Raw genomic sequence first — 16593 nt, forward strand, 5'->3', positions numbered from 1 at the left:
AAAAGCCATGGTAACTCCTTTTTAAAATTTTCCTTAGGCGTCCTTGCCTTTGGCTGTAATACAAATCGGCTATGATGAAAAAAATTTAATTGTTTTTTAGGAAACAATGAATAAAAGAGGTTACATTTAGAGACATACAAAAAATAAATATAGAATCTTATTCCTAAATTTATAGCAGTTGTAACCTTGCAAGTGCATAATTTGATATAAAGTTTAAAATAAATTTGTCCTTTTAGGAGTTACTTATGGAAGATGTATTTGACCCAAAATCCTTAACAATGAGTGTGCTTGCTTCACCAAGTATGGCAAATTTTAGTGGCGTTATGCACGGGGGTGAGCTTATGAAGTTGCTTGACCAAGTAGCATATGCTTGTGCAACACGATATTGTGGCTGCGGTGTGGTAACTATTGGCGTTGATGGTATGGTATTTAAAAACCCTATCCCAATTGGTTCGCTTGTCATTTTTCTTGCGTCAGTAAATTATGTAGGAAGCGTAAGCTGTGAAGTAGGCATAAAAGTTATTAGTGAAGATATTAAAAATCGCTTTGTTACCCATACTAATAGTTGCTACTTTACTATGGTAGCTATTGACCCTAGTGGTAAAAAAATCAAAATTCCACCGCTTACACCTACCACAGAAGAAGAAAAACGCCGATTTGAAGCCGCTAAAAAACGTAAAGAATTTAGAGCCCAAATAAAGCCCTAATACTACTTTGCACAAGGTTTTTGTTTCGCTCTAAGTATTATTTCTTGTGTTTGCTGGGGTGAAAGACGATTATTAAGATAATCTTTCATATGCGAGAATGTTGTAAGCAATACGGGTAAGATTTCACCCAAATCTTGCGCATTTTTTAAAGATTCAAGAGCAATCTCATCATTATAAAAAATAAACTTATTGAGATTCAAATCAACCTCTCTCAAGCGATAATACACATTACCATCTGCTATAATTTCAAGAATACGCGAGGGTAAGATTTCATTAGTTATCAAACCATTTTCTTTATCAAAATACAAATTATATCCACAAATTTTTTGCTTCTCTTGCAATACGCTCAACTTCTCATCAAGAATAAGACTTTGGACATAACAAGCCCTATCTGCTACGCCAAGCAACATAAATCTATCAAAATCTATCAAATACTCCCTGCCCCACTCTTTCCCTTGAGCATCTTTAAACTGCTTTTGATGTTCAAGATTCTCAATACCAAACACCTCTTCTAGCCGTATTTTAAACATTTCAGGAGCAACACCTCTCACATCTTGTGTTTTATAAGCTTGATACACTAAAGATAGCATAAAATCTACCTCTTGCGGAGTAAGACATACTGGGAGATTTTCCTTAAGGGCATTATTTTCCTTTGAGACAATGCTTTTTATATTCTCAATTTCAAAAGGCGAAAGGTTTAAGCGAATTTTGATATATCCTGCCTCTTCTTCAGGCTTAGCTTCTGTAAGTGTGATTTGCAAAAATTTTGTTTTATCCATTTGTTCTAAAACAAAAAGTGCATCTTGATACAAATCCTTATTTTCATCTGAAATTACATCATTATATTGAGATAACTCGGATTTAATTAAATGGAGCAACTCATTAAAACGTTCTTGGTTTTGGCGCGTATTATAAAGAGCATAAGCCCCTATAAACATTGATGCAATATAATTTTGAAATGAAGAGGGCTCAAAATGGTGTTGAAATATTTGAAAATGCTTAAAATCTTTCTGCAAAGAATCTAATGCTAAAGAAAGATTATTTGCCACATCATTATTCAATAAAGTTAAAGTCAAATAATCAAGTCCATAAAGATAATTTCCTATAAGGGCGTTATCATAAACATTTTTATGAGGATTTTGTGCAATTTGTATTAATTCTTGAGCTTTTGGGCTAGAAAAATCTTGTGTTTTTGAAATTTCATAAGCATTCTTAACGCGTTCTAAATGCAAATACCAATCCTCATTTCCTATATTTTGTTCCAAACTTGGTAAAAATTCTAAAAGTTTGACTAAAATTCTATCTAAAGGAGTTTGCTCTTTTAAAATTGCGTGATTAAGAAGCATAAAGGCTCTGTGATATACCTCATAGTGCTCTTTTGGCAAAAAATCCTGATATTGTGCAAGATTTGCACCAAGTGTTGAACGCAATTTAAAGCTCTCTGAATGTTCTTCCTTACTCTCATTAATCAAATCTAAATGATACAAACCAAAAAGTATTAAAAGTCGCACTTGCATTTGAGATTCTATAATGGTATTAAGCTCTCCTGTGCCTTTAGCACTTTGATACTGCTGCGAAAGAAGTCTCTCTAAAGTATCCACCTCATCTTGACTATTAAGCAACAAAAGGCTTAAGGAAATCTCAATTTCCGTATTAAGTCGCTGAAGAATGGGTAATTTCTCATAAGGTTGTGCCGAAGTGCATAATACATTCCATTCTTTTTTCAAGGCAAATGCTTCTTCAAGTGTTTTACTTTGAATCTGATGTGTTTTGTTCTGAAAATATGCTTGTCTAAAAAGTTGAGCTACTTCATAGCGTTTATGCTCTACTGGAATAAATTTATCTGTATCTGCATTTTTTTGCACCTCTTTGGGTAAAAAAGAACGCATTAGCTCATCTGTCGTAGTGCTATAAACATTATTTTCAAAAATCTTGTCCATTAGTTTTTCAAGGCTTTCATTACCCTCAAGTATAAGAGCTGGTTTCTCTGGAGGTGCTTGATCGGGAGTAGAATCTGTGGGTTTATCACTACAAGCTACTAACAACGCACTTATAAGCATTCCCCATAGTATATAAATGCAGTATTTTTTCATTTTTGCTCCTTTTATTTTATTTTACTAAGCTGCAATGTAAAGCGATGTTTTTCCTCGCCCACTTTCACATACACATCAAGCGTCCCCTTTTGTAATTTTTGGGGCGCATAAATTACAAAACCGCCCTGTGGTGCTTTATATGGTTCAAGAGTATTTTTTTGCATCATACTTGATATAATAAGTGCTTTTTTTGCTCTCTCATCATCAAGGCGCATTTGTTGCCAAAGTCGCTCTCTAGCAGAAATAATCATATAATCATATATATAAAATCCACCCATATATCCCCGATAAATAAAGGGCATTCCTACAAACTGATTCTCTGGCATAGGCTTTGGCGGCATATAAAGATGATAAGATTCTATAATGAAACCATAATCAAACGAAGCACTCTTAAGTTCATTATCACTCAATGAATTTAATGCCTTATCATTTTGATACATTTGCACACAATCCTTATCAAAAATTACCTTTTGAGAAGCAAGATTTTGCGCAGAAATAAAAAGTGCTAAAGGAATCGCGCTTGAGCCTCCCACAAGTGTCTGTCCTACCTCAAGTCGCACTTTACTCTTAGGTTTTATAGAATCTATAATTTGCACACCCTCGTGATACAAGCTCACATCCTCTACTTCAAGTTTATAGGTAGCACAACCTTTCCATAGACAAACACAACAAACAATACACATATAATATTTTAAAAAGCTGAACATATATGTGATTGGCTTCATAGCTCTCCTTGCCCAGAATTAATAAGCCTAGTCCTTTAATAATCACTTTCTCTTGCTTTTGCGCCCCCAATACAAAGCAATACAACAGAAAATAAATTTGCCACAACTGCACCCACTACAAGTGCAGTAGCAATTTCAATATCACCAAAAACTTGTAAAAATACAAAAGCAGGTATAAGATGAAAATCTGCAACCAAGGAGCTTGCAAAAAGCTCAGCGGAAAGACTATTTTTTACACCGATGCGGAAAGTTGTAGCAATAAAATTAATCGCTGTAGCAATAAAAAGTATCACTATATTACTTTCATACAAAAATCCAAGCGTAAAAGTTAAGCTCATTAAACTAAAAAATACAAAGAATACCTTACCCCAATCCATTACTCACTCCTTATAAACGACCTTGTTCATACATTGCACGCAGTCTCTTTTTTTCCTCTTGTTTTTTGAGTTTATTTGTCTCTCTTTGATAATACTCATCAAGATTAAACCCAAACATTAATGCTAAACGCGGTGCAACAAACATTGAACTACAAGTAGCAATAATCACCCCTACAAGCATAGGAAGTGAGAATCCAACAATAATTTCTCCGCCAAAAAGATAAAGTGTTAGCACCACAAAAAACACAGTTAAAGAAGTAAGGATAGTCCTTGAAAGTGTGCAAGAAACTGCTTCATTAATAACATATTTCATATCTTTTTGACGCTTTATCATCATTTGTTCGCGGATTCTATCAAAAATAATAATGGTATCATTGATTGAATAACCAATAATTGTAAGCAACGCCGCCAAGACATCAAGATTGAAATCTACACCTGCAAGTATCACCACGCCAGAAACAATAATGACATCATGCACGAGTGCAAGCACACCTGCAAGAGAGAATCTCCATTCATAACGAAATGAAATATAAATCATCATTGCTATAAGTGCGAATGTGAGGGCAATAATACCATTTTGCTTGAGTTCATCACCCACCTTTGGACCTACGGAATCCACCCTGCGCAACTCAAAATGCCCACTTGGCTCTAAAAGAGCAACAATACTATGAGATATATCCTCATTGACACTCGTAGGGATATAAGGAATCTTAAGCAATACTTCCTCTTTAGAGCCAAACTCGCTTACTTGTGAATTTTTAAATCTCTCATCTTGTGCGAGAAGTTCGCGGATTTTACTAAGCGGGGCAGGTTTAGTATATTGAATCTGCACTATACTTCCACCCGCAAAATCAATACCCAAATTAAAACCTTTTATGCCCAAGAGCACAAATGAAGCAATAATTAATAATGTAGAGATAACAAGTCCATACGAGCTATATGTAACAAAATCATATATTTTTACTTTCTTAAAAACTTCCATATATTACCCTTTGTTAAGCTTTGTATCTTGCTGCTTTGCCGATTCTGTGGTATCTAAAGGTAGCTTGATACCAAACCACAAATTTACATTGCCACTTTTAATAATCCGCTGCATAATTGCTTGATAAATGCCGTGTGTGCCAACAATAGCAGTAAGAATAGAAGCTGTAATCCCAATCCCCATCGTAATAGCAAAGCCTTTAATAGCTCCTGTCCCAAAAGCATAGAGTAAAACAGCGGCGATAAGTGTTGTGAGATTAGAATCAAAAATTGCCCTTGAGGCATTCGCATAGCCCATTTCAATTGATTTAGCTATACCAAATCCTGCACGCAAAGCTTCTCGGATTCTTTCATTAATAATAATATTTGCATCTACTGCCATACCCACAGTGAGCACGATTCCAGCCATACCCGGCAATGTTAATGAAGCACCAAAGCACGCCATAACGGCAATAATAAGCACAATATTCACAAACAATGCGACAACAGCAATCACGCCCGCAAGAGAGTAATATATTATCATAAAAATAACGACTAAGGCAAAACCACTAATAAGCGCAATTAATGAAGCTCGTATAGAATCTTCACCTAAGCTTGGACCCACACTACGCTTTTCAAGCACTTCCATAGGTGCTGGTAATGCTCCACTTTTAAGTGCAATTGCCAAATCACTTGCTTCAGCTACGCTAAAGCCACCGCTGATTTGTCCGCTTCCTCCACCTATACGCTCACGAATGACAGGTGCAGAATATACTTTACCATCAAGAACTATTGCCATACGTTTACCTACATTTGCCCCAGAGAAGTCTCCAAAAATCTTTGCTCCTTTAGAATCTAGGCTAAAACTCACAATGGGTTGATTGTTTTGGTCAAAAGCTGCTCTTGCATCTGTAAGCATAGAACCATCAAGAATTGGCACAGCTTTAAGTAATATGACCTGATTTAGTTTTGTTTTTTTCGCCTCAAGCTCTTGTTGAATCTTAGCAATTTCTCCCTCAATTTTAATGCGTTCTGCAAATAAAGTATTAGTTCTTTCTTGCGAGGACATAGAATTTTGTGGGTGTTCTTTTAGCTCATTAAGTTTTTCTTGAAGATGAGTAAGAGTATTCTCAAGAGCTTGAACCTCAGATGAATGCACAAAAGGCAAAATAACATCATTATATTTTTGTGCCTCAAGCTCGCTCATTGTGCTTACTCGCGCATTTCTTTCTTCATCAACAGCCATCATTTGCAAATGTGCAGGCTTAGCTATCAAATCTCGTGCCCTTTGTTCTTCTTCAATTGTTTTAATGCCTGGCAACTGGACAAGAATATTATCTTTACCTTGCTGGGTTACACTTGGCTCCCTTAAACCAAATTCATCAAGGCGATTGCGAATTGTGCCGATAGCTTGTTTGAGCGCACTACTTTGAATCTCTTCTTCATATTCTGCAGTAAAAACAATGGAATACGCTCCATTATTTTCATTTACTTGCAACCCATTAATCTGAGAGAGAATCTTATCTAGCATTGGCTTTTCATCAGTATCTACAAGCTCAAAACTTATCTTATCTTCAAATACTTTTAAATTATCAATAAGAATATTCTCTTTTTTGGTATCAAAAACAATCTGGGAAGCTAAGGAAGAAAAACGCGCTTTAATTGCTTCTTGAGTTTTTATACCCAAAAGAAGATTTAATCCTCCTTGTAAATCAAGTCCAAGTGCAATCTTACGACCATTGATATCTGTAAATGAAGGTAAGCAAAGAATAATACCAACTAATGCTACGAAAATAAAAGACCACAGCCTATAATTTAAACCTTTATGGCTTCCTTGAACGGAATAAGTGTGTTGTTTTGCCATTTGTAATTATTCTTGAGTTTCATCATTTGCATCAAGCTTATATGCAATAAATTCCCGAGAAAGCTTTACAATTGTGTCATCATTTAAACGCACGCTAAAAAATGTTTTTTCAGGCTTAACTATTTCACATATAAGACCGCCTGTAGTGATGATTTTATCACCCTTTTGTAGCGCATCAATCATTTCTTGGTGCTTTTTACGCTTTACATTTGCTGGACGAATAAGAAGTAAATAAAAAATCGCAATAAAAAATACGATAGGAAGTAATGACATTAATGTCTCTTGTGCTCCACCTTGCATAAGTAATCCTTTTTTAATAAACTTAAATTGTGGATTCTATCTTAAAATAGTTAAGATTTGACTTTTGCCCGAGAGTTGATTTTATAATTGATTATCAAATACAATGAACCCACAATACCTGCAATGCTTGAAGCAAGCAAAATTGCTATTTTTGACACATCACTTGCTTGAGGAGCATCAAATGCAAGATTTGAGACAAACATAGACATTGTAAAGCCAATGCCTGCAAGCATTCCTGCACCAAAAATATGACTCCAAGACACTCCTGCTGGACGTGAAGCAATTTTACATTTCTCACATAAGAATGTTAAACTTAAAATACCCAAAGGCTTGCCTACTACAAGTCCAAGTATAACCCCAAGCATAATATGGTCAATGTGAAAATTTACTTCTGCACGGATATCTACACCTGCATTAGCAAAAGCAAAAAGGGGCATAATAATGAATGCACACAGAGGTTGCAAAGCGTGCTCTAAACGCAAAAGTGGATTTTGGACCTTTGCAAAATCTCTCCCTGCTTCATCAATTGCACTCATTTGTTGCGTATCAAGTAAAATATTTTTACGCTCTTTGTCTTTGCTCTCAAAAATTTCTATCATCTGTTGAACGACTTGAATAAATTCCTTGCTCTCAATTTTGGGCTTTACAGGAATACAAAATGCTAATGCCACAGCTGCAATAGTTGCGTGAATCCCGCTATGGTGCACACAAAACCACAACAAAATACCAATCCCTATATACACTCCTAAATGGCGCACCCCTAAATGATTGATACCTGTGAGAAGTATTAAAAGCCCTGCTGCTGCACCTAAATATATAAAATGCAAACCTTCAGGCGAAGGATAAAATACTGCAATAACAACAATTGCTCCTAAATCATCAGCCACAGCAAGTGTTACAAGGAATACTTTAAGTGCCAAAGGAACACGTTTGCCAAGAAGCAAGATGACACCGAGTGCAAAGGCAATATCGGTAGCCATAGGGATTCCAAATCCGTGATAAGAGGGAGTATTCATATTGAGCACATAATAAATAACACCTGGCACAATCATACCACCTACTGCGCCTATAACAGGAAAAGCTGCTTTTTGGAATCCGGATAAATCCCCAAAAAGCAATTCGCGTTTAATTTCAAGCCCAACCATAAGAAAAAAAATTGACATCAATACATCATTAATCCAATCGTGAATACTAAATCCATAAAATCCCCCTGCAAAGCTGAAACCAAAAGGTTGTTCCCAAAAGTTTTTATAAATATCAGAGAAAGGCGAATTGGCTACAATCATTGCACTCACTGCGCAAAAAAATAAAAAAATACCACTAAAAGATTCTGCGCGGATAAAACTACTTAATGCTTCCGAAATTCTATTTTGCTTTGCTGCCATTTTTACTCCTTACTCTTAAATCAAATGATACTTTGTGTTTCCTTAAGCTTTTGAATCTCATCTTCTTCATTTATATTATCAACCTGATTATCCTGCTTAATTGTGCTAAGATAAACCACCAAAAGCCCAAGAACAGCTGCTATTGACGATGCTACAAGAATAGAAATTTTAGACATATCAATACTCATTATATCATCTTTATAGGCAAGATTTGCCACAAACATAGACATTGTAAAGCCAATGCCTGAAATCATACCCACAGATAAAATATGCAAATAATTTAAATCTTTTGGACGAGTAGCAAGATTTAACTTCTCTCCTAAAAAACAAAAAAGTAATACACCTACAGGTTTGCCCACTACTAAGCCTAAAATTGTCCCAAGCATAACACTATTTAAACTTATATCAATATTGCCTTCAAGTGTTACACCTGCATTAGCAAAAGCAAAAAGAGGAACAAAAAAATAAGCGCAAATGGGTTGCAGAGCAATTTCAAGACGTATAAGCGGATTTTGCGCATAACGAGAATATGTGCCTATAGTATCCAACATATGCACGAGTTGGGAAGTTTTTGCCATATCAATCTTTTTTTCCACATCTTGATTTCCAAATATAAAACTTCTAATATTCTTAAAGCTTCCTCTCCAAAAACCCACCTTCTCCGATTCACGTGCATAGACTACATCATTCCAATCATTCGTGGCTACTTTCATTCTTTCAAATTCTTTAAGCATATTGATAAAATATTTTTTATTTACGCGTGTGCGCCCGGGAATCGCCATTGCCAAAATAACTGCTGCAATTGTTACGTGAATCCCGCTATGGTGCACACAAAACCACAACAAAATACCCGCCAAAAAATATAGCGAAAGATATTTAGTATCACGATAATTAAGATAAATAAGTACTGCAACAAGGATTAAAGAAGCATAAATCCATTGCATATTAATATTATCAGAATAAAAAATTGCAATTACAGAAATAGCCCCTAAATCATCAGCTACAGCAAGTGTTACAAGAAAAATCTTCAAAATCTTAGGCACTCTATCTCCAAGAAGCATTATAAGCCCAAGTGCAAAGGCTGTATCTGTGCTCATTGCAACACCAAAACCACTTTCATATGCTGTGCCAGAGTTAAAATATGAATAAATCATTACTGGACATATAATGCCTCCAAATGCTGCAAGAAAAGAAAAACTTACTTTTTTAAACCCAGCCAGCTCCCCATAGAGCATTTCGCGTTTCATTTCCAAGCCCACGAGCAAAAAGAAAAATGACATTAATACATCATTGATAAAATCCTGCAAACTTACCTTAAAATGCGAATCGCTAAAAAATGCGCCAAATTCGCTATGAAAAAAAGTAAAATACATATCTGCATACGATGAGTTCGCTACAAGCATAGCTGCTCCAACGCAAAATGCAAGCAAAACTCCCCCGAAAGATTCGTGCTTGATAAAACGATTGAGGCTGTCTTGAAGTCTATCTTTTACATATGAATGTCTGCTAGGCGTAATCTTTGCTTCTGACATTGAAATCCCTCTATAAAATTATAAAATAATAAATAAGCTAAATGTATTGTTTAGAGTTAATTAACTACGACTACAATAAAAAATGAAAATGCCATTATACTTTATTTGTGCTAGGCTAGTCAATAAGTAAAATATTTTTTCTTAAAATTTTATAAGCTTACTTCATAAAATTGTTCATCTACATTTTTAAGCGGATACACAATAAAACCTCGGACATTTTTCTCCTGCTGTTTTTCTTGCTTATTAAGAGAAAATAAAAATCTCATATACTCTCGGATTTGTTCTTCTTGCATATCTATATTAGTCGCGCTACTTTTATAATCAAGAACAATCCATTCCTTTTCATCATATAAAAGTGTATCTATGCGATATAAATGTTCTTTAGCAATATAGCTTACTTCACATACAATATGCTTACCTTTTCGCATCTCTATAAACTTTTTGCTCTGAATGCAATTTATCGCATATTGCATAGCTTGAATAATACTTGAGAGTGAAAGGGCGAATCCATAGCGATTATACAAAATACTTTGTATATCTTTTTGTGTCATCTTATATCCCAAATATAATTCAAATACACTATGCAAAGCGTGTCCGAAAATAATATTGTGCCATTGTTGCGTATCAAAAATGCCTTTTCGCTCATCTTTTTCTTGCCTGATAAAAGCAATTTGTCGCCCAAAAGATGGCATATTGTGCATAAGAACTTGTGGCGTATGAATTGAAGAAATATTTTTCACACTTTGTTTTGGGGAAATGTATGCTATCTCATCACAGCAAGGGGTAAGATTTAGAATCTCAAAGGCACTTCCTTTATATTTTTGCACTATACTTAAACCATACTTAGCACGTGTAAAAGCCACATAAAGCATATTATACTCTTCTTGCTTTTCACGCATTTTATGTGCTTGGAGTGCTTTTTGATATTCTTTATCAAAGCTCTCTCGTCCAGCTATTTTATAATACATCTGCTTTATTTGTATATCCTCATACTCATAGATAAAAACTTCTCTGCCCTGCTGAAATCCACTTAATTTATCGCACAAAATAACATATTCAAACTCTAAGCCTTTTGACTTGTGAATTGTCATAATTTTTACACCTTTATTATTTTGTATCGGTGCAGCACACACCATTTGAGGCAATGCATCTAAAAATTCTTCAATGCGCATATAATCACAACTAAGCTCTAGAAACTTCATAGATGCTGCTTGTGCAATATCAAGCTCTTCAATGAGTAAAAATATCGCCTCCGAAGGTGGTGTATCAGAAGGGAGCATAAGTGTTTTAATCTCATCAATAAGTCTATTAGAACACATATAAGGCTTACCGAGAAGTTTGATAATTTTTTTTTCATAAAGCTTTTTAGTGCTCAATAATTGTTTATAAGAATCTGCCTCATACTCTCCATTTTGAATCTTTGAATACAACAGAATAAACTCAAGGGCACAAATAAGAATCTTTACCTCTTTTCTTTGAAAAAGCGAAGAGTTTGTTTCAGTAACAATATTTAAATGAGGAATCTGCATACTGATATATTCCTTGAGTGATAAAACATCATCATTTTTAAAAGTCAAAATAGCTATATCATCTTCATTTGCACCATTTTGCAATAAGATTTCAAGTTCAGCACATATTTGCTTATGCAATCCCAAATCTTCATTATCCATACATTGAGACAATACCCTCACATAACCATTAGACTTTATATGAGATGGTTTGTGTGGATATTGTTGTGGCAAATAATATGGGAAACACGATTGAAACACATCATTATTAAAGGCAATTACACGCGGACTTGAGCGAAAATTGTAATCAAGATTTTCTTGATGAAAATCTTTTATGGCTTCCTCAAATACTCCCGCAAAACTTCCACGAAACATATAGATACTTTGTTTTTCATCACCCACCATAAAAACACTTCTATCACCAATACGCCCTTCTCCCGATTTAATTTCTTCTATAATAGGTTTTAGAATCTGATATTGCATAAGACTTGTATCCTGAGATTCATCAAGCAAAATATGCGTAATCTTTTCATCAAGACGAAAATAGAAAAAATCACGTTCTATATTTTGATGAAGTAATTCATAATTTTTAAGCATCACATCATCAAATCCTAAAAGGTTTTTTGCCCTTATTTCTTGCTCCTTGGCTTGTTTAAATATATAAATAAAACGTTTAATCCACGTAAATATCTTATATTCTCTTTGTATAAAATAAAGATGTAAAAGTTTTAGTATTTCCTCACGCACATCATCAAATTGACTTAAATCTATTTTTTTAAGATAGCTATGGTCATTCCAATCTAAAAGCATTTTAGGGCTCTCGCATATGCTTTTAATATCTTTTTTATTAAAAAGATTTTTAGCTCTCTGGCTTGCTTGAGGTTGTGTGAGGATAAATTGATAAATAATTTGCATTTTCTCTAATATCAATTTCTCTATATCATCTACCTCCAAAAGTGAGATTTCAGGTGCAGGAGAAAGGTTTTGAATAGTCTCATTTGAAAACATATAAAAATCATAAAGCATAGATAAAAACTTTGTAATCTTTATCTTATGGTGAAAACAAAATGCAACAATCTCACGCACATCTTGCAAAGAAAGCGTGCTCAAAAAGCGTTCATTAATTTCATCTTTACTCACATTACCTACTTCAAAATGTGAAGAAATACCTACATACCAACAAAATTTTTTTAATACCGCGTGAAAGAATGCATCAATAGTCGTAATGCGTGGATTGCTTTGCATAAATTCATAATAAATACTTTCAATTTTATCGCGTAAAAACTCATCGCTCAAACCCTCTTTGATGAGCGCGGCATAAATATTCATACCTTCTTTTGTATGCTTATCCTGTGTAAAATCATAGAGAAATTTGAGATAATCGTGGATTCTATGATACATTTCTTTAGAGGCTTTCTTAGTAAAAGTCAGAGTGAGAATCTGATGAGGGTTGGCTCCTTGAAAAAGGAGATAAATAAAACGTAAAGAAAGATTAAAAGTCTTCCCACTACCAGCCGAAGCCTTGAGCGCAAAAAATTGCTTTTTAGTGCTTTGCACCAATATCCTTTTGTGTTAATTTATGCCCAATTATAACTTAAAGATATGAATTTTCTATAAATTTTTAACCTTGACTACACTTTACTAAACTTTTATGATACAATAGCACTTAAATTTATCACGAAATATCAATATTTAAGAATCTATAAGGAGTTATAATGTCAAAAAGTCTTTATGATACCCTTGAAGTAAATGAAAATGCCTCAAACGATGAAATAAAAAAGGCTTACCGCAGACTTGCACGCAAATATCACCCAGATATCAATAAAGACGCAGGAGCAGAGGAGAAATTTAAAGAAATCAATGCTGCTTACGAAGTGCTAAGCGATGAAAACAAAAAGGCTCAATATGACCGCTTTGGTGATGCAATGTTTGGGGGACAAAACTTTCACGATTTCTCCCGCTCACAAGGGAGCAATGTCAATCTTGATGATATACTTGCTTCTATTTTTGGACAAGGCGGATTTAGCGCAGGAAATGGCAGTGGATTTAATTTTAGCAGAAGTGCTGGTTTTGGAAGCGGTGGGGACTTTGGTTTTAGTGGTTTTAATGCTCCAAATCTTGATATACAAGAGAATATTCAGATTCCATTTGAAAGTGCAGCACTTGGCGGGAGCTATCATTATAATGGACGCAGTGGGAGTTTTGATATTAAAATCCCAGTGGGACTTAAAAATGGTGAGACTATCCGACTTAAAGGTAAAGGCAGCACACATAATGGACGCAGTGGGGATTTGCTCCTTAAAGTGCAAGTTTTGCAATCAAATGAATATGAGATTGATGGCGATGATTTAAGCAAAAGCTTTGATGTGCCCCTTAAAGTTGCACTTTTTGGAGGCAAAATTACGCTACCAACGCTCTATAAAGACATTACTTTGACGATTCCGCCCAATACCAAAAATAACCAAAAATTCCGTATTAAAGGTAAGGGTATCAAAAATCGCAAAACAAGCATTATGGGCGATTTGTATCTTAGAGCAAATATTATTTTGCCTCATACAGATCATTTGAGTAGTGAGCTAAAAAATATGCTCCAAGAGCAACTCCCATAAGAGTATAACATCACAAGGAGGAATTATGTATAGCTATGACGAACCCGTTTATCTTATTAGTGTGGTAGCAAGGATCTTAGAGATTCACCCTCAAACTTTGCGTCAATATGAAAAAGAAGGACTTATTCAGCCCGGGCGCACTGATGGTAAAATGCGCTTATATTCTCAACGCGATATTGATAAAATTAAGACTATTCTTAAACTTACACGCGATATGGGCGTGAATCTCGCAGGAGTAGATATTATTCTTCGCCTTAAAGAGCGGCTTGATGAGCTTGATAAAATGGCTGGAGACTTACGAGAAGACCTTGCTAAGCATAAAGGAAGTAGTAGAGTGCTCAAAACAAATGAAAGTTCTTATGAAATTATTTTGTTTCAAAAAAACAAAGTGTCTCCTTGCTAAATCTTGCACATTTACTCCGCCCTACTTCCTTACAGGATTTTATTGGACAAGAGCATATTATTGCTCCCCATACGCCACTTTTTAAAATGTTACAGCACCATACAATAGCACATTGCTTTTTTTATGGACCACCTGGTAGTGGTAAAACTACCCTTGCTAAACTTATTGCTAAAGAGCTTAACAAACCATTTGCAAACTTTAACGCTACAACTTTTAAAATTGAAGAATTGCGTAAATTTATCAAAAATTATGAAGGAGGTTTATATCAACCGCTGATTTTCATTGACGAAGTACATCGGCTCAATACATTACAACAAGAAGTATTATTACCAATTATGGAATCTCATACTGCCATTATTTTTGGTGCAAGCACTTATAATCCATTTCATTCACTCACAAATGCCATTCGCTCGCGGAGTTTTATCTTTGAGCTCAAACCGCTTTCGCCTATACATTTAGAACAGATTTTACAATATGCGCTCACTTATTTACATAACCAAAAACATTTAAAAGTAAAGCTTGCTCCTCAAGCCCAAGAGTTTATTATTAGCTCAAGTGCTGGAGATGCACGTGCTATGCTTAATCTCCTTGATGCTGCGTGCGATACCCTTAATGAAAAAGAATGTCTCATTACCTATCAAACTTTGCAATCTCTACGCCCTTATACCCTCCACGATGGCTCAAGCGAAGCCCAAACTCATTATAGTCTTATTAGCGCGATGATTAAATCTATACGCGGCAGTGATGCAAATGCAAGTATTTACTATCTTGCACGACTTATTGCAGGAGGCGAGAATCCAGAATTTATTGCGCGACGACTTGTTATTTTAGCAAGTGAAGATATTGGGAATGCTAATCCAAATGCACTCAATCTCGCCACAAACACAATGGTAGCAGTGAGCAAAATTGGTTATCCCGAATCTCGCATTATTCTTTCTCAATGTGTCATTTATCTTGCTTGTTCTCCCAAAAGTAATACTGCTTATAATGCCATTAATAAAGCTCTAGATTCTATTAAACAGGGGTGCATACTTCCTATCCCAAAACACATTATGCCAGAAGCTCAAAAATATCTGTATCCACACGATTTTGGTGGTTGGGTAGAACAAAACTATTTAGAAGATGCAAAAGAGCCTTTAGAATTTGTAGAATCCACAACCAAAGGCTTTGAAAAAACGCTTAATGAATGGCTTAGTAAAATAAAAAATATAAGAGAGAAAAATGAATAAATATATACAAGTAAAAATATGTGCTATACTCCTTTTTCTTAGGGCTATACAAAGCCTTGGTGCAGAAATTGATATTAATCCCGACAAACGCGGTTGGCATATTGAGCTTAAACGCATAGCAGCCAATCTAAGTTCAACTTCTATACGCGGGCAAAATGAATATATCAATTTTTCAGATAGCCGCGTAAAGGGTGATTCTCAACTTATCGCACAAGGGCTTTTTGACTTAGGACTTGATTTTTATGCACCACGCTATGTTGTATTTAATTCTATTCTTGCAGAGTATGGACGCACGATTCTTGTAGTTGAAAATGAGCGTATAAGCAATACCACACTTGATAGAATTCTTCTCTCTACTGACTATACACATAGAATTTGGTATGTTCCCACATTTGTTGGAGGTTTTGAAGTAGGTCCATTTTTTAAGCTTAATTATCAAAGTGGATTTGAAAACAGACATCAAATCATACGATTTAATACAGGAATAAAGCTCTTTGATGGGGTATATATTAAAGATTTGCATTTAAATGCCTTTAGCGAAAAAGATTTTGCACTTAATATAGAATCTGAAAACTATGGCTGGGAGAGCGGTATCCGCCTTGAATATAAAGTCAATGAAAATACAAAATTTTATTATTTTACTAACTTTCGTCATTATCTTTATAGCTCTGCTCCACAAAGCTATAATCCTCTATATCAGCTTGAAATAGAAGCACGTGTAGATACTAAACTTTATAAAAAATTAGCTATTGCACCTTTTATAAAATATTATGCACTACAAGGACGTCATATCTCACAAACCGGAAGCAATCTTTTTGTTGGATTCTCTCTCTCATTTGGATACACATTTCTTGATGCAACCAAAAAACAAGAGTTAATGCCACTTTAAATTATTTTTTAA

At 34.8% G+C, this 16593-nt stretch carries 14 protein-coding genes; 5 read left to right on the plus strand and 9 right to left on the minus strand.

Annotated features, from left to right (window positions below; genetic code table 11):
• The first annotated feature begins 245 nt into the window (after positions 1–245).
• Positions 246–707, plus strand: a complete 462-nt coding sequence (locus tag LS66_RS05090) for an acyl-CoA thioesterase (protein WP_011116492.1) — start codon at positions 246–248, stop codon at positions 705–707.
• Between the two features lie 2 nt (positions 708–709).
• On the opposite strand, the gene LS66_RS05095 is transcribed toward LS66_RS05090, so the two are convergent.
• The 9 genes from LS66_RS05095 to LS66_RS05135 form a co-directional block, all read right to left on the minus strand.
• The gene (locus LS66_RS05095) at positions 710–2800 is read right to left on the minus strand and encodes a hypothetical protein (protein WP_034366074.1); all 2091 of its coding nucleotides are present in this window, start codon (positions 2798–2800) and stop codon (positions 710–712) included.
• Between the two features lie 11 nt (positions 2801–2811).
• Complete coding sequence (locus LS66_RS05100; RefSeq protein WP_011116490.1) at positions 2812–3525, minus strand: hypothetical protein; 714 nt, start codon at positions 3523–3525, stop codon at positions 2812–2814.
• A gap of 35 nt (positions 3526–3560) precedes the next feature.
• Positions 3561–3902: a DUF6394 family protein gene (locus tag LS66_RS05105; protein WP_011116489.1), complete on the minus strand. Its 342-nt coding sequence runs from the start codon at positions 3900–3902 to the stop codon at positions 3561–3563.
• Between the two features lie 10 nt (positions 3903–3912).
• Complete coding sequence (gene secF, locus LS66_RS05110) at positions 3913–4884, minus strand: protein translocase subunit SecF (RefSeq protein ID WP_011116488.1); 972 nt, start codon at positions 4882–4884, stop codon at positions 3913–3915.
• A 3-nt stretch (positions 4885–4887) separates the two neighbouring features.
• Positions 4888–6726, minus strand: a complete 1839-nt coding sequence (gene secD, locus LS66_RS05115) for a protein translocase subunit SecD (protein WP_034366076.1) — start codon at positions 6724–6726, stop codon at positions 4888–4890.
• A 6-nt stretch (positions 6727–6732) separates the two neighbouring features.
• Positions 6733–7026, minus strand: a complete 294-nt coding sequence (gene yajC, locus LS66_RS05120) for a preprotein translocase subunit YajC (RefSeq protein ID WP_011116486.1) — start codon at positions 7024–7026, stop codon at positions 6733–6735.
• Positions 7027–7076: 50 nt separating this feature from the next.
• Positions 7077–8411 (minus strand): sodium/proton antiporter NhaA, encoded by a 1335-nt coding sequence (gene nhaA / locus LS66_RS05125; protein ID WP_034366078.1) that lies wholly within the window; start codon positions 8409–8411, stop codon positions 7077–7079.
• Positions 8412–8431: 20 nt separating this feature from the next.
• Positions 8432–9943, minus strand: coding sequence for a Na+/H+ antiporter NhaA (nhaA, locus tag LS66_RS05130; protein ID WP_034366080.1), 1512 nt, complete (start codon positions 9941–9943; stop codon positions 8432–8434).
• A 149-nt stretch (positions 9944–10092) separates the two neighbouring features.
• Positions 10093–13008 (minus strand): RecB-like helicase, encoded by a 2916-nt coding sequence (locus tag LS66_RS05135; protein WP_034366082.1) that lies wholly within the window; start codon positions 13006–13008, stop codon positions 10093–10095.
• A 158-nt stretch (positions 13009–13166) separates the two neighbouring features.
• On the opposite strand from LS66_RS05135, the gene LS66_RS05140 reads away from it, so the two are divergent.
• The 4 genes from LS66_RS05140 to LS66_RS05155 are packed head-to-tail and all read left to right on the plus strand — an operon-like array spanning position 13167 to position 16581.
• Entirely contained in the window at positions 13167–14060 is an 894-nt protein-coding gene (locus tag LS66_RS05140) for a DnaJ family protein (RefSeq protein WP_034366084.1), read from the plus strand.
• A 25-nt stretch (positions 14061–14085) separates the two neighbouring features.
• The gene (locus tag LS66_RS05145; RefSeq protein WP_011116481.1) at positions 14086–14463 is read left to right on the plus strand and encodes a heat shock protein transcriptional repressor HspR; all 378 of its coding nucleotides are present in this window, start codon (positions 14086–14088) and stop codon (positions 14461–14463) included.
• Positions 14457–15692, plus strand: a complete 1236-nt coding sequence (locus LS66_RS05150) for a replication-associated recombination protein A (protein WP_034366087.1) — start codon at positions 14457–14459, stop codon at positions 15690–15692. The genes LS66_RS05145 and LS66_RS05150 overlap by 7 nt, the downstream gene beginning before the upstream one ends.
• Positions 15685–16581 (plus strand): hypothetical protein, encoded by an 897-nt coding sequence (locus LS66_RS05155; RefSeq protein ID WP_034366089.1) that lies wholly within the window; start codon positions 15685–15687, stop codon positions 16579–16581. The genes LS66_RS05150 and LS66_RS05155 overlap by 8 nt, the downstream gene beginning before the upstream one ends.
• Positions 16582–16593: the final 12 nt, after the last annotated feature.

The sequence above is a fragment of the Helicobacter sp. MIT 03-1614 genome, assembly GCF_000762925.2.
GTDB lineage: Bacteria > Campylobacterota > Campylobacteria > Campylobacterales > Helicobacteraceae > Helicobacter_C > Helicobacter_C hepaticus.

What these genes read in the sequence shown, in the direction of transcription:
- LS66_RS05145 (WP_011116481.1), top strand. Translation starts at nt 14,086, where the DNA reads ATGTATAGCTATGACGAACCCGTTTATCTTATTAGTGTGGTAGCAAGG.
- LS66_RS05105 (WP_011116489.1), bottom strand. Translation starts at nt 3,902, where the DNA reads ATGGATTGGGGTAAGGTATTCTTTGTATTTTTTAGTTTAATGAGCTTA.
- secD (WP_034366076.1), bottom strand. Translation starts at nt 6,726, where the DNA reads ATGGCAAAACAACACACTTATTCCGTTCAAGGAAGCCATAAAGGTTTA.
- nhaA (WP_034366078.1), bottom strand. Translation starts at nt 8,411, where the DNA reads ATGGCAGCAAAGCAAAATAGAATTTCGGAAGCATTAAGTAGTTTTATC.
- nhaA (WP_034366080.1), bottom strand. Translation starts at nt 9,943, where the DNA reads ATGTCAGAAGCAAAGATTACGCCTAGCAGACATTCATATGTAAAAGAT.
- yajC (WP_011116486.1), bottom strand. Translation starts at nt 7,026, where the DNA reads ATGCAAGGTGGAGCACAAGAGACATTAATGTCATTACTTCCTATCGTA.
- LS66_RS05100 (WP_011116490.1), bottom strand. Translation starts at nt 3,525, where the DNA reads ATGAAGCCAATCACATATATGTTCAGCTTTTTAAAATATTATATGTGT.
- LS66_RS05090 (WP_011116492.1), top strand. Translation starts at nt 246, where the DNA reads ATGGAAGATGTATTTGACCCAAAATCCTTAACAATGAGTGTGCTTGCT.
- LS66_RS05155 (WP_034366089.1), top strand. Translation starts at nt 15,685, where the DNA reads ATGAATAAATATATACAAGTAAAAATATGTGCTATACTCCTTTTTCTT.
- LS66_RS05095 (WP_034366074.1), bottom strand. Translation starts at nt 2,800, where the DNA reads ATGAAAAAATACTGCATTTATATACTATGGGGAATGCTTATAAGTGCG.
- secF (WP_011116488.1), bottom strand. Translation starts at nt 4,884, where the DNA reads ATGGAAGTTTTTAAGAAAGTAAAAATATATGATTTTGTTACATATAGC.
- LS66_RS05140 (WP_034366084.1), top strand. Translation starts at nt 13,167, where the DNA reads ATGTCAAAAAGTCTTTATGATACCCTTGAAGTAAATGAAAATGCCTCA.